10 protein-coding genes and 1 pseudogene are annotated in these 13192 nt (G+C 68.4%); 6 read left to right on the forward strand and 5 right to left on the reverse strand.

Annotated features, from left to right (window positions below; genetic code table 11):
* Nucleotides 1-94: 94 nt before the first annotated feature.
* Complete coding sequence (locus MMSP_RS11550; protein ID WP_015356517.1) at nucleotides 95-1213, reverse strand: acyl-CoA dehydrogenase family protein; 1119 nt, start codon at nucleotides 1211-1213, stop codon at nucleotides 95-97.
* Nucleotides 1214-1220: 7 nt separating this feature from the next.
* Nucleotides 1221-2387, reverse strand: a complete 1167-nt coding sequence (locus tag MMSP_RS11555; protein WP_011741415.1) for an acyl-CoA dehydrogenase family protein — start codon at nucleotides 2385-2387, stop codon at nucleotides 1221-1223.
* Between the two features lie 254 nt (nucleotides 2388-2641).
* On the opposite strand from MMSP_RS11555, the gene MMSP_RS11560 reads away from it, so the two are divergent.
* From MMSP_RS11560 to holA, 3 genes are read left to right on the forward strand one after another with little or no spacing between them, the layout of a single operon-like run.
* Nucleotides 2642-3517: a ComEA family DNA-binding protein gene (locus tag MMSP_RS11560; RefSeq protein ID WP_015356515.1), complete on the forward strand. Its 876-nt coding sequence runs from the start codon at nucleotides 2642-2644 to the stop codon at nucleotides 3515-3517.
* A gap of 17 nt (nucleotides 3518-3534) precedes the next feature.
* On the forward strand, nucleotides 3535-5100 hold the full coding sequence (locus MMSP_RS11565) for a ComEC/Rec2 family competence protein (RefSeq protein WP_020786747.1): 1566 nt from the start codon (nucleotides 3535-3537) through the stop codon (nucleotides 5098-5100).
* Between the two features lie 30 nt (nucleotides 5101-5130).
* On the forward strand, nucleotides 5131-6090 hold the full coding sequence (gene holA / locus MMSP_RS11570; RefSeq protein WP_152522487.1) for a DNA polymerase III subunit delta: 960 nt from the start codon (nucleotides 5131-5133) through the stop codon (nucleotides 6088-6090).
* Between the two features lie 71 nt (nucleotides 6091-6161).
* Here holA and rpsT read toward each other — a convergent pair whose 3' ends face one another.
* Nucleotides 6162-6425, reverse strand: coding sequence for a 30S ribosomal protein S20 (gene rpsT, locus MMSP_RS11575; protein ID WP_011741410.1), 264 nt, complete (start codon nucleotides 6423-6425; stop codon nucleotides 6162-6164).
* 138 nt (nucleotides 6426-6563) lie between these two features.
* Between rpsT and MMSP_RS11580 the strand changes: the two genes are divergently transcribed.
* The 3 genes from MMSP_RS11580 to MMSP_RS11590 are packed head-to-tail and all read left to right on the forward strand — an operon-like array spanning nucleotide 6564 to nucleotide 10053.
* The gene (locus tag MMSP_RS11580) at nucleotides 6564-8237 is read left to right on the forward strand and encodes a circularly permuted type 2 ATP-grasp protein (protein ID WP_012395343.1); all 1674 of its coding nucleotides are present in this window, start codon (nucleotides 6564-6566) and stop codon (nucleotides 8235-8237) included.
* Nucleotides 8237-9214, forward strand: a complete 978-nt coding sequence (locus MMSP_RS11585) for an alpha-E domain-containing protein (RefSeq protein WP_020786749.1) — start codon at nucleotides 8237-8239, stop codon at nucleotides 9212-9214. The genes MMSP_RS11580 and MMSP_RS11585 overlap by 1 nt, the downstream gene beginning before the upstream one ends.
* Nucleotides 9214-10053, forward strand: a complete 840-nt coding sequence (locus MMSP_RS11590; RefSeq protein ID WP_020786750.1) for a transglutaminase family protein — start codon at nucleotides 9214-9216, stop codon at nucleotides 10051-10053. Before MMSP_RS11585 ends, MMSP_RS11590 begins: the two co-directional genes overlap by 1 nt.
* 4 nt (nucleotides 10054-10057) lie before the next feature.
* Here MMSP_RS11590 and MMSP_RS29570 read toward each other — a convergent pair.
* Both MMSP_RS29570 and MMSP_RS11600 read right to left on the reverse strand, forming a co-directional pair.
* Nucleotides 10058-11405 (reverse strand): annotated as a pseudogene (locus MMSP_RS29570) (PE family protein).
* 103 nt (nucleotides 11406-11508) lie between these two features.
* Nucleotides 11509-13107: a PE family protein gene (locus MMSP_RS11600; protein ID WP_200861946.1), complete on the reverse strand. Its 1599-nt coding sequence runs from the start codon at nucleotides 13105-13107 to the stop codon at nucleotides 11509-11511.
* Nucleotides 13108-13192: the final 85 nt, after the last annotated feature.

Here is a 13192-nt window from a genome sequence, read left to right on the forward strand (position 1 = left end):
TGGCGCGCCGGGCGCCCCGATCGGGTGCCGGTCAAACGGTTCCGCGGATCGCCGCCGGGCTGGGCGCGGCGGGCAGGCGATCGGCGGCCCGGAGTTAGAGCCTGACCAGGTCGTAGTCGGCGATGTGATCGATGAGAACCCGAAGCTGATCCTGGGTGGAACCCAGGGTGTGGTCGATCGCGGTGAGCCGGGCCGCGTAGTGGCCCACCGGATACTCCGCGGTCACCCCGATGCCGCCGTGCAGCTGGATCGACTCTTGCGCGATGTGGCGGCCCGACCGGCCAATCTGAAGCTTGGACCGGGAGGCGATGAGCGGGTCGAGGTTGCCGTCGGCAATGGACATTGCGGCGTAGAAGTTCATGCTGCGGGCCAGCTCCAGCGACACGTACATGTCGGCCGCACGCTGGGTGAGCGCCTGGAACTTGTTCAGTGTGACGCCGAACTGCTTGCGCGTCTTGAGGTAATCGGTGGTCAGGCGAAGGGCTTCTTCCATCGCACCGACCGCTTCGGCGCACATCGCCGACTGGATCCGGATGATGGCGTTGCGAATGGCGGCTGACGCGTCGACGGCGTCGCCCAGCGGTGCCGCGGGCGCCTGGTCCAGGTCGATCTGCGCACCGCGCTGACTGTCGAACGTCGGGTACGGGTGCTTGTCGACCCCACCGCCCTCGGGGCCGGCATCCACCAGGAACAACCCGACCCCACCATCGGGCAAAGCTGCGCTGACCACCAGTGTGTCGGCGCAGTCACCAGCCAGGACCGGATTTTTCGTTCCGCTCAGGAGCCATGAATCACCTTGCCGCACAGCACGAGTCGACACGGTGGCCGCCGGGCTGCGCTGGCCCGGTTCCAGGTGTGCGAACGCCAGCAGTCGCCCTCCGGCGGCGACTTCGTCGAGTAGCTGCAGCTGTGCGTCGTTGCCCAACTCGGCGATGATCGCGCCGGGTGCCAGCGCGGCGTGCACGATGGGTTCCGGGGCCAGCCGGCGACCGACTTCGGTCATCACCAGCATGATCTCGATCTGGCCGGCCTCGGCCGGCTCGAATCCGAGCCCCAAGATCCCGGTGTCGGCCAGTTGACTCCAAACGTCGCGGCTCCAGCCGAGATCGGTGTCGATGATCTTGTTGCGGCTCTCCGCGTCATAGCTGCGAGACAACAGATCACGGGTGGTGTCGCGGAGCAGCGTTTGCTCGTCGCTGTACTGAAAGTCCATGACTGCCTCACAATCCCAAGATGGTGGACGCGATGATGTTGCGCTGCACTTCGTTGCTGCCGCCGTAAATCGATGTCTTGCGGTAGTTCAGGTAGCGCGGGGCGCTGCTCTGGGCCCACTGCGGTGACGCGATCCCTGCCGCCTGTGCACCGCCCACCGGTAGCGCGTCGGGCCCGGCTACCTCGACGAGCAATTCGGTGGCGACTTGCTGCAATTGGCTGCCGCGCAACTTGAGTACCGACGACGCCGGGTTGGGCTTACCGTCTGCCGAGTCGGTAACCACCCGAGCCTGGGTGAGTTCCAATGCCAGCAGCTCGTTTTCGGCTTCAGCAAGGCGCGCCGCGAACAGCGGATCGTCGAGCAGGCCGTTGTTGGCAGCGTGCTTTTTCACCTCGGCGAGGCGCACCTTGGTGCGGCCCACCCCGGCGATCCCGGTGCGCTCGTTGCCCAGCAGGAACTTCGCGTAGGTCCAGCCCTGGTTCTCCTGGCCAACGAGTTGATCGGCCGGTACTCGAACGTCGGAGAAAAACACCTCGTTGACTTCGTGACCACCGTCGATGGTCTTGATCGGCCGCAGCGTGATGCCGGGGGTGGCCATGTCGATGAGCAGAAACGAAATGCCGGCTTGCCGCTTGGGCGCCTGGGGGTCGGTGCGCACCAGGCAGAAAATCCAGTCGGCATACTGGCCCAGCGTCGTCCATGTCTTCTGGCCATTGACGACGTAGCTGTCGCCATCGCGCACGGCGGTGGTGCGCAGTGATGCGAGATCCGAACCGGCTTCAGGTTCGGAGAAGCCTTGACACCACCAGATGTCGAGGCTGGCCGTCGGCGGCAGGAAGCGCTGCTTGATCTCCTGGGATCCGAATTCGGCGATCACCGGACCGACCATCTTGGTGTTGAAGTTCAACGGCTCCGGGACGCTGGCCAGCTGCATCTCGTCGGCCCAGATCTGGTGCTGAGTCGGTGTCCAGTCCTTACCGCCCCATTCCACCGGCCAGTTCGGCACCGCCAGCCCGTGATCGTTGAGGATCTTGTGGCACGTGACGATCTCATCGCGGCTCGGCGACTGGCCCTGGCGCACCAGCTCGCGCAGGTCTTCGGGTATCCGGGTGGTGTAGAAGGTGCGAAGCTCGTCGCGGAAGGCGGCTTCGTCGGGGGTGAGAGCCAGCTTCATCGGCAGCCTCCTGTTTCAGGTGACCACCGTTGGGTTTGCTTCCCGCGCAGGGACTGCGCGTGCCGGAAACCGGCAGTCCTGCCTTGCACGTTAGGCGCATCGCGGGCTCACCTGTTAATCGGGTGCCTCGACACCGGTGTTGGACCGGTCCTGCTGCACCTGCCCGATGCACAGTGTCGGGTTCATCCACAAGCACCAGGCTTGGCGCCGTCGCTTCGAGTTGGTGTGGCGGTCGGCGCATTTACCGTCGGCCCATGCGAACAGAGCTTCCCGCCGAGCGACTGCAGCGACGGCTCACCACCGCCCCCGACCTCCGATTGCACGCCGAGTCCGGTGCCGCCGAATCCGGTGCGGATCCGCACGACGATCGCGATGACGACCCGAACTCGCTGCTCCCGCGCTGGCTGCCGGAGGCAGGGGATGGCAGCGGCTTGTTGAGCAGGGTGCGCGCCGACCCCGGGCGTGCCGGTGCCATCGCGTTGGCCGTAGTCGCCGCGCTTGCGGTGCTGGTCACCGCTTTCACGTTGCTGCACGATCGCCCTGCGCCGGTGATGTCGGCGAAACTACCCGCGGTGGAACATGTTTCGGGGAGCTCGGGAGCCAGCCCTGGATCCTCGGCAAGTCCCGCCGCGGCTGCCGGCCCGGATCGGCCGGTGGTGGTCAGTGTCGTTGGCCTGGTCCATACGCCGGGACTGTTCACGCTGGCACCGGGCGCCCGGGTAGCCGATGCGTTGCAGGCCGCCGGCGGCGCGCTGGCCGGTGCGGACACCATCGGCCTCAACATGGCCCGTCAGCTGGCCGATGGCGAACAGATTGTGGTGGGGCTCGCACCCGTCGCGGGGCAGCCCAAAAGATTCGGCAGCTCGATCGGCGCCGCCACACCAAGCCCAGCGCCCGCGGCGACGTCGGGCACGAGGAGCCCGGGCCCCAATCCGGCCGAGGTCCTCGACCTCAACACCGCGACGGTGGAACAACTGGATTCGCTGCCCGGGGTGGGGCCGGTCACCGCCGCTGCGATCGTGTCGTGGCGAGCGGCCAACGGCAAGTTCACCAGCGTGGACCAGCTTGCTGAAGTTGACGGCATCGGTCCGGCGCGACTGCAGAAGCTGCGGTCCCTGGTTCGCGTCTGACGCCGGTGCATAGCGGGATGGCCGGCGCCGGCCGCGACGTCGCGGAGCGACTGGATGTGCGTCTGGTTCCGGGTGCGCTGACCAGCTGGATCGTGACCGCGGCGGGAATCGTCTGGCCGGTCGGTCGCGCGTGCGCATCCGGGTGCCTGCTGCTCGCGCTCGGGGCCGAGGTGTTGTGGTGGATCAACGATCGCCGGCCGCGGTCGAGGCGGTGGCCGTGCGTAGTCAGCGCCGGCCTGGTCACGGTCGGGGTGGTGGGCGCGGGCTTTGGAATGGCGATCGCGCTGCGGACCGAGGCTCTGGCGCGCCATCCGATCAGCGCCGCGTTCGGAACCTCAGCCGCGGTGACCGTCACACCCAGTGAAAGTGCCTTGTCGCTGGGGTCTGACCGATTGATGTTTCGGGCGACGATCCAGCGGCTGCGTGATGACGAGATCTCCGGTCGTGTCGTGGTGTTCGCGCGTGCCTCCGAGTTCGAGGAGATGGGAGAGCTGATGGTCGGGCGGCCGGTGCGCTTCACGGCCCGCATCAGCGGTCCCGCCCGCCACGATCTCACGGTCGCGGTGCTCAACTCGGCGGGTGCGGTCAAGGCTGGTCGTGCCGGTGCGTTGCAGCGGGCCGCTCACCAGGTGCGCGGCCGGTTTGCCGCGGCGGCACGGCGCGTTCTGCCCGCCGACCAGGCCGCGATGCTGCCCGCCTTGGTCCTCGGTGATACCTCGACGGTCAGCACCGAGACCGGCCGCGCGTTCCGGTCAGCGGGGATGACCCATCTGACGGCGGTGTCGGGAGCCAACGTCACCATCGTCTGCGGTGCGGTGCTGTTCTCGGCGCGTTGGGTCGGACCGCGGGCCGCGGTGGCACTGGCCGGGATCGCGCTGGTGGCGTTTGTGGTCGTGGTGCAGCCGACGGCAAGTGTGTTGCGGGCGGCGCTGATGGCATCCATCGCGCTGGCCGCGATGTTGTCGTCGCGTCGACGGCAGGCGATTCCGGCACTGTCGACCACCGTGCTCGTGTTGCTGGTTGCGGCGCCGCACCTGGCCGTTGACATGGGTTTCGCGTTGTCGGTGGTGGCTACCGCGGCCCTGGTCGTCGTCGCTCCGGGGTGGTCGGACGGCCTGGTGGCGCGGGGCTGGCCCAAAGTGCTGGCGGACGGGCTCGCCGTCGCGACCGCGGCACAGGTGGTGACGGCACCGCTGGTCGCCGCGATCTCCGGCCGGTTCAGTGTGGTCGCAGTGGTTGCCAACCTCGCGGTAGCCGCCGTGATCGCGCCGATCACCGTGCTGGGCAGTGCGGCGGCCGTGCTGGTCATCCCGTGGCCGGCCGGCGCGCAGCTGCTGATCCGCTTCACCGGGCCGCAGGTGTGGTGGGTGTTGCATGTGGCGCGGTGGGCCGCCGATGTGCCAGGGGCGACCGTGGCCGTCCCGGCGGGGCTTGCCGGGGTGCTGATTGTGGGGGGAGTCACCGTGTTGGTGGTGGCGCTGTGGCGATTTCGGTGGATTCGGCTCGCGATGATTTCAGCTCTGCTGGCCACCCTCGGCAGTGGGCTGGCGTGGTCGGTGGCGGGCCTGGTCGGCCCCTCGTGACACCATCAGGGGGTGAGCGAGATTTCGCCGTTGCACTTGGTCCTGGGTGATGAGGAACTGTTGGTCGAGCGGGCGGTGGGCGACATCGTGCGGGCAGCGCGTGAGCGGGCACGCCAGGCCACGGGCACCGACGACGTGCCGGTCAACCGAATGCGCGCGGGCGACGTCAGCACCTACGAGCTGGCCGAACTGCTGAGCCCCTCGCTGTTCGCCGAGGAGCGGATAGTCGTTTTGGAGGCCGCTGCCGAGGCCGGCAAAGACGCGGTCGCGTTGATCGCCTCGACCGCCGCCGACATTCCACCGGGCACGGTGCTGGTGGTGGTGCATTCCGGCGGTGGGCGGGCCAAGGCGCTCGCCGGTGAGCTGAAGTCGCTGGGTGCGCAGGTGCACCCGTGTGCGCGGATCAGCAAGGCTAGCGAGCGTGTCGACTTTGTCCGTGGCGAGTTCCGCGCGCTGCGCGTCAAGGTCGGCGAGGACACTGTGACGGCCCTGCTCGATGCCGTCGGATCCGATATCCGCGAACTGGCCTCGGCCTGTTCACAGCTGGTTGCCGACACCGGCGGTGACGTTGATGCCGTCGCGGTCCGTCGCTATCACAGCGGCAAGGCCGAGGTGAAAGGTTTTGATATCGCCGACAAGGCGGTGGCCGGCGACGTGGCCGGCGCCACCGAGGCGCTGCGCTGGGCGATGATGCGCGGAGAACCGCTGGTGGTCCTGGCCGATGCCCTGGCCGAAGCCATACACACGATCGGTCGGGTGGGGCCGTTGTCTGGAGACCCGTACCGCATGGCAAGCCAGCTGGGCATGCCGCCGTGGCGGGTGCAAAAGGCCCAGAAGCAAGCGCGGCGCTGGTCGCGCGACAAGGTCGCAACGGCGATGCAGTTGGTCGCGCAACTCAACGCCGACGTCAAGGGAGCCGCGGCCGACGCTGACTACGCGCTGGAATCCGCGGTCAGAACGGTGGCTGAGTTGGTCGCCGACCGGGCCTGACCAGATGTGAACCAGGCCTGAGACACGCTTGAACCGGGCCTGGACCAGGCCCGGTTTTCAGGTTTGACGGGTCAGCCCAGCTTGTTGAGGGCGCGCGCCAGTGCCGACTTCTTGTTGGCGGCCTGGTTCTTGTGAATGACGCCCTTGCTGGCCGCCTTGTCCAACTTGCGGTTGGTCGAAACCAGCAGCTCGGCGGCCTTTTCCTTGTCGCCCGAGTGAGCAGCGTCGCGGAACGACCGGACCGCCGTACGCAGCGACGACTTCACCGACTTGTTGCGCAGTCGGGCGCGCTCGTTGGTGCGGTTGCGCTTTTGCTGCGACTTGATGTTGGCCACGCGTTAGTTCCTTAAAGTCTGCTCGGTGGTTGCTCGGGTGACCTTGACACCCGACAGCGAGTGCTCAGGTTATCAGTCGGTTACGTTTTCACCCAAAAGAGGAGCCGTTAGCTCGGCGGATTGTCGAATTGAGGCACCATGAACCAGGTGAGTCTTACTGAACCGATGCAAGCAAGTAGGCGGCGGTCACAAGCGCGTCCGGAACGCATATTCGGCGGCTACAACTCGTCGGATGTGTATTCCCAAGCCTTTGACGAAATGTTCGACGCCCAGGGCAACGTTCGCGGCCCCTACAAGGGCATCTACGCCGAGCTTGCGCCGTCGGATGCGTCGGAGCTCAAGGCCCGCGCCGATGCGTTGGACCGCGCATTCCTAGACCAGGGCATCACGTTTTCGCTGTCGGGCCAGGAGCGGCCGTTCCCGCTTGACCTGGTGCCCCGGGTGATCTCGGCGGCCGAATGGTCCCGGTTGGAACGCGGCATCATCCAACGCGTCAAGGCCCTCGAGATGTACCTGGACGACATCTATGGCGACCAGGAGATCCTGCGTGACGGCGTCATTCCGCGGCGGCTGATCACCTCCTGCGAGCACTTCCACCGGGAGGCCGTGGGGATCATTCCGCCCAACGGTGTGCGCATCCACGTCGCCGGCATCGACCTGATCCGCGACGAGCGCGGTGACTTCCGGGTCCTCGAGGACAACCTGCGCTCGCCGTCGGGGGTGTCCTACGTTATCGAGAACCGGCGCACCATGGCGCGGGTCTTCCCGAACCTGTTCGCCACCCATCGGGTCCGTGCGGTCGACGACTACCCTTCGCACCTGCTGCGGGCGCTCCGCAACTCGGCGGCCACCAACGAGGCCGACCCCACCGTGGTGGTGCTGACCCCAGGTGTCTACAACTCGGCCTATTTCGAACATTCGCTGCTGGCCCGGCAGATGGGCGTCGAGTTGGTCGAAGGCCGCGACCTGTTCTGTCGCGACAATCAGGTGTACATGCGCACCACCGAGGGGGAGTGCCAGGTCGACGTCATCTACCGGCGCATCGACGACGCCTTCCTGGACCCGCTGCAATTCCGCGCCGACTCGGTGCTGGGAGTGGCCGGTCTGGTCAATGCCGCCCGCGCGGGCAATGTGGTCATCTCGAGCTCGATCGGAAACGGTGTCGGTGACGACAAGCTAGTCTACACCTACGTGCCCACCATGATCGAGTACTACCTGCGCGAAAAGCCGTTGCTGGCCAATGTGGACACCTATCGGTGCTGGCTGGACGAGGAACGCGAAGAAGTGCTGGACCGGCTCAAGGAACTGGTGCTCAAGCCGGTCGAGGGATCCGGGGGCTACGGCATCGTGTTCGGCCCGGACGCGTCGGACAAGGAGCTGGCCGCGGTCGGCAAGAAGATTCGTGACGATCCGCGTAGCTGGATCGCGCAGCCGATGATGGAACTGTCGACCGTGCCGACACGCATCGAGGACTCGCTGGCGCCGCGCTACGTCGACCTGAGGCCGTTTGCGGTCAATGACGGCAACGACGTGTGGGTGCTGCCGGGTGGGTTGACCCGGGTGGCCCAGGTCGAGGGGTCACGGGTGGTCAATTCCAGTCAGGGCGGCGGGTCGAAGGACACCTGGGTGCTGGCGCCGCGCTCCTTGGCTACCGGCCGTGAGCTGGGCGGCGCCCAAGTGCTGCGGTCGTTGCCGCGGACCGTGCCCGAGCAGAGTCCCGACGATACGCGGCCCAACCAGCAGCAGCCGCAGCAAAATCAGCCGCAAGAAGGTCAGCACCAGCAACAACAGCAGCAGAAAGCGAAGAAGTGATGCTTGCCCGCAACGCCGAAGCGCTGTACTGGATCGGTCGCTACGTAGAGCGCGCCGACGACACCGCCCGAATTCTCGATGTCGCGATACACCAGCTGCTCGAGGATTCCAGCATCGACCCCGACCATGCCTCGCGGCTGCTGTTGCGGGTGCTCGGCATCGACCCTCCCGATCACGAGCTGGATGTCTGGTCGTTGACCGACCTGGTGGCCTTCAGCACCAACGCTTCGGGCGGCTGTTCGATCGTCGAGGCGATCTCAGCGGCGCGGGAAAACGCCAAGTCGGCTCGCGAAGTGACGTCCATCGAGACCTGGGAGTGCCTGAACACCACCTACCACGCTCTCCCGGAACGTGAGCGAGCAGCCAAACGACTTGGGCCGCATGAATTTCTGTCATTCGTCGAAGGGCGTGCGGCCATGTTCGCCGGGCTGGCCGACTCCACTCTGTCGCGCGACGACGGATACCGGTTCATGTTGCTGGGCCGCGCCATCGAACGGGTCGACATGACGGTGCGCCTGTTGCTGTCCCGGGTAGGGGACAGCGCGTCATCGCCGGCCTGGGTCACGTTGCTGCGTTCGGTGGGTGCCCATGACACCTATCTGCGCACCTATCGCGGGGTGTTGGACGCGGCCCGGGTGGTCGAGTTCATGATGCTGGACCGGCTGTTCCCGCGCTCGGTCTACTACTCGCTGCGCATGGCCGAACACAACCTCGATGAGCTGCTGCATAATCCGCAGAGCCGCATCGGGGCGACCACCGAAGCGCAGCGGCTGCTTGGGCAAGCGCGCAGCAAACTCGAGTTCGTCCAGCCCGGGGTCTTGCTGGAGTCCCTGGACAGCCGCTTGTCAGGTCTGCAACGAACCTGTCGTGACGTCGGAGAAGCGTTGACACTGCAGTATTTCCACGTAACCCCATGGGTAGCCTGGACCGATGCCGGCCCCCGCGGCCAGATGGTCGTCAGGAAGGGAGAATCCTGATGTGGCGGATGCGGGTGGTGCACAGCACCGGGTACGCATACGAGGCGCCGGTCACGGCGTCGTTTAACGAGGCGCGACTGACGCCGCGGTCCAACTCCCGGCAGAGCGTGATCCTCAACCGGGTCGAAACCATTCCGGCTACCCGGTCCTACCGCTACGTCGACTATTGGGGTACCGCGGTGACGGCGTTCGACCTGCACGCCCCGCACACCGAGCTGACGGTCACGTCCTCCTCGGTCGTCGAGACCGAGCGTCCGGAGCCGCCGGAGGCGAAGGTCACCTGGGAAGAACTCGAGTCGATGGCCGTCATCGATCGTTTCGACGAGGTGCTGCGCCCCACCTCGTACACCCCGACAAGCAAACGTGTCGCCGCCGTGGGACGCCGGATCAGGAAGTATCACGACCCGGTGGAGGCGGTCGTCGCGGCGGCCCGTTGGGCGCGCAGCGAATTGGACTACCTGCCCGGCACCACCGGTGTGCACTCCTCCGGGCTCGATGCCCTGGAACAGGGCAAAGGCGTCTGCCAGGACTTTGCGCACTTGTCGCTGATTGTGTTGCGGGGCATGGGAATTCCTGCGCGCTATGTGTCCGGTTATCTGCATCCCAAGCGCAACGCGGTGGTGGGGAAGTCGGTGGCCGGACGCAGTCACGCCTGGATCCAGGCGTGGACCGGCGGTTGGTGGCACTACGACCCGACCAACGACACCGAGATCAGCGAGCAGTACATCAGCGTGGGCGCCGGCCGCGATTACAGCGACGTACCTCCGCTGAAAGGCATCTACTCCGGGCTTGGCGTCACCGACCTCGACGTGGACGTGGAGATCACCCGGCTGGCCTAGGGCCTTAAACGGTGGTGCCGTCGCTGCCGGGGCTGCCAAGCAGCCCCGCGGCGCCGCCGGTACCACCGGAGCCGTTGGCGCCGCCGCCGAAGCCGACCCCACCGTCACCGCCGTTGCCGCCGTTACCGATGAACTTGGCGTCACCGCCATTGCCGCCGGTGCCGCCCGCGAGGCTGCCCGCGTTGCCGTCCCCGCCCTCCGCCGTCGCCGCCGACGTCGACCAACCCGGCGGCGCCCCCGAGCCCGCCGCTGCCGCCAGCGCTGCCGACGACGTCGCCGCCGGCGCCGCCGGCCCCGCCGTCACCACCGACGCCGTAGAGCAACGCGGCGCGTCCGCCCGATCCGCCATTCCCGCCGGTGCCGAGGCTGCCCGCACCACCACCGTCGCCGGCCGCACCGCCGGCACCGCCGTTGCCGATTCCGTAGCCGCTGGCGCCGCCCGCGCCGCCGTCGCCGCCAGCGGAACTCCCGGTGCCGCCGCCCCCGCCGGAACCTCCGGAACCGAACAGCGCACCGCCGTAGCCGCCGTCGCCGCCCTGGCCGCCCTGACCGGTCAGGCCCAGGCTGTTGTCGCCGCCAGTCCCGCCGGCGCCGCCGGTGCCGAACAGCCGCGCGTCACCGCCCAGCCCGCCCATGCCGCCCAACACGGCGCCCGCGGCACCGGCACCACCCGTGCCACCCGCACCGCCGCTGCCGTAGAGCAGCCCGCCCAGGCCGCCGTTTCCGCCGGTACCCCCGAATCCGGATGAGACACCGGCACCCCCGGTGCCGCCGGTACCGCCGCTGCCGAGCAGCCAGGCATTGCCGCCGAGCCCGCCACTGCCGCCGTTGCCGCCGGTGCCACCGGCGCCGCCGTTACCGATCAGCCCGGCGTCGCCACCGCCGCCTCCCGAGACACCGGCAAGGGTGCTGTCACCGCCCCGGCCGCCGTTGCCGTACAACAGCCCGCCCGCCCCGCCGGGCGTCCCGATTCCGCCGACGGTCGCGCCGTCGGCGCCGTTACCGATCAGCGGGCGCCCCAGCAGCGCTTGGGTAGGAGCGTTGATCAGATCGAGCAATGCTTGTGCGGCGTTGGAGGCCTCGGCCCCGGCGTAGGACGCGCTGCTGGCGGACAGGGTCTGCACGAGCTGGTCATGCATTGCCGACATCTGTGTGCTGATGCTCTGATAGCCCTGGGCATGCGCGGCGAACAACGCCGCGACGGCCGCTGACACCTGATCGCCGGCGCAGGCCTGCACGGCGGTCGTCGGGATCGCGGCAATCCCGTTGGCTGCCGCGATTGCCGAATTCACCCCGGCCAAATCGGCGGCCGCCGCGGCCATTGCCTCCAGGTCGGCGATCACATATGCCATGGCGCACCTCTGAGGGTCAGGACCACTGGGCCAGGTGCGGATCGTATCGCGATGCGATCAGCAGTCCGGGCACATTTCGCCCGCGTCCGCCCGACGCTGTGGGCTATCCGCCATCGCTGCCGTTCTGTCCGAACAGGATGCCGCCGCTGCCGCCGGTACCGCTGGCACCGTCGGGGGTACCGTCACCTCCGTGAGCGCCGTCGCCGCCGTTGCCGATGAACCGAGCGTTACCGCCATTGCCGCCGGCCCCACCGGTTGCTGAGCTGGTGCCGCCCTCGGCGCCGTTACCGCCGTTGCCGAGCAGCCACCCGCCGTCGCCACCGCTGCCGCCGGCGACGCCTCCCCAGCCGCCATTGCCAATCAGGTAGGCGCCGCCGCCGTTGCCACCTTGACCGCCGGCGGGGTTACCGGAATCGCCGGCGCCGCCGATGCCGCCGTTGCCGCCGTTGCCGATCACCAGGCCGCCGAGGCCGCCGTTTGCGCCCTGGCCGCCGCCGGCGCCGCCGTTGCCGCCGGCACCACCGTCGCCGAAGAGCAGGGCCGAGCCGCCGCTGCTGCCCCAGCCGCCCCCGTTGGCGACGTCGAACCCGTCGCCGCCGTTGCCGCCGTCGCCGCCGTTGCCGAAGAACATGCCGCCGGTGCCGCCGATCCCACCGAAACCGCCGAACCCGTCGCCGCTGGTAGCCGTGCTGCTAGCGCCGTTGCCGCCGCTACCGCCGCTACCGCCGTTGCCGCCGCTACCGCCGTTGCCGGCAAGGATGGCGGTGCCGGCGGCGCCGCCGGACCCTGAACTGAACCGGCCGGCACCGCCGTCGCCGCCGTCGCCGCCGTCGCCATAGAGGATTCCGGCTCGACCGCCGCTGCCACCACTGCCGCCGTCACCGTCGGTGCTCTGACCGCCCAGCCCGCCCGCGGCGCCGTTTCCGAACAGCCCGCCCTGGCCGCAGTCCCCGCCGGTGCCGCCGAATCCGGACGTCCCCAGGCCCACCCCGCCGTTGCCGCCTGCGCCGGCGGCCCCTAACAGGTAGCTGTTACCACCCGCGCCGCCGTTGCCGCCGAACGAGGCGAAGGAATTGATGCCGCTGCCGCCGGTGCCGCCGGCTCCGCCGAAGCCGAATATCAGTCCGGCGTTGCCGCCCGCCCCGCCGGCGCCACCGTTGGTCGCGCTCACATCAGCATCCGCGCCGGTGCCGCCAGCGCCGCCATTGCCGAAGAGCCCGGCACTACCGCCGGCGCCGCCGGCCACACCGGCACTGGTGCTGTCGCCGCCGTTGCCGCCGTTGCCCCACAGGAAGCCCCCGTCGCCGCCGGCCTGTCCCACCCCGTTGACGGTTTGCCCGTCGGCGCCGTCGCCGAGCAGCGGGCGTCCGAACAGGGCCTCGGTGGGTGCGTTGATCGCGTTGAGCAGCGTCTGCTCGACATTGGTGGCTTCCGCGGACCAATACGAGGTCCCGCTCGACGCCAGGGTCTGAACAAACTGGTCATGAAATGACGTCGCCTGCGCGCTCAGTGACTGGTACGTCTGCGCGTGCCAGCCGAACAGGGCCGCGATCGCGGTAGACACTTCGTCGGCCGCGGCCGCCTGCACCGCGGTCGTTTGGGCCGCCGGGACCGCGTTGGCGGCGCTGAGCGTGGAGCCGATATTGGCCAGATCCGAAGCGGCCACCCGCATTAGCTCTGGCGCTACGACCGCAAACGACATCACGACCACCACCACTTCACGACCATTGACCAATTACCAGGCGATATGGATGTTACGCAGCGTGAGCAGGCGGATTTGCGTTTCC

It is taken from the genome of Mycobacterium sp. 012931, assembly GCF_000419295.1.
In the GTDB taxonomy this organism is placed as follows: Bacteria; Actinomycetota; Actinomycetes; order Mycobacteriales; family Mycobacteriaceae; genus Mycobacterium; species Mycobacterium marinum.

Excerpts from the sequence above, each read along its gene's own strand:
- MMSP_RS11550 (WP_015356517.1), bottom strand. The coding sequence starts at position 1,213 with ATGGACTTTCAGTACAGCGACGAGCAAACGCTGCTCCGCGACACCACC.
- MMSP_RS11555 (WP_011741415.1), bottom strand. The coding sequence starts at position 2,387 with ATGAAGCTGGCTCTCACCCCCGACGAAGCCGCCTTCCGCGACGAGCTT.
- MMSP_RS11560 (WP_015356515.1), top strand. The coding sequence starts at position 2,642 with ATGCGAACAGAGCTTCCCGCCGAGCGACTGCAGCGACGGCTCACCACC.
- MMSP_RS11565 (WP_020786747.1), top strand. The coding sequence starts at position 3,535 with ATGGCCGGCGCCGGCCGCGACGTCGCGGAGCGACTGGATGTGCGTCTG.
- MMSP_RS11580 (WP_012395343.1), top strand. The coding sequence starts at position 6,564 with ATGAACCAGGTGAGTCTTACTGAACCGATGCAAGCAAGTAGGCGGCGG.
- MMSP_RS11585 (WP_020786749.1), top strand. The coding sequence starts at position 8,237 with ATGCTTGCCCGCAACGCCGAAGCGCTGTACTGGATCGGTCGCTACGTA.
- MMSP_RS11590 (WP_020786750.1), top strand. The coding sequence starts at position 9,214 with ATGTGGCGGATGCGGGTGGTGCACAGCACCGGGTACGCATACGAGGCG.
- MMSP_RS11600 (WP_200861946.1), bottom strand. The coding sequence starts at position 13,107 with ATGTCGTTTGCGGTCGTAGCGCCAGAGCTAATGCGGGTGGCCGCTTCG.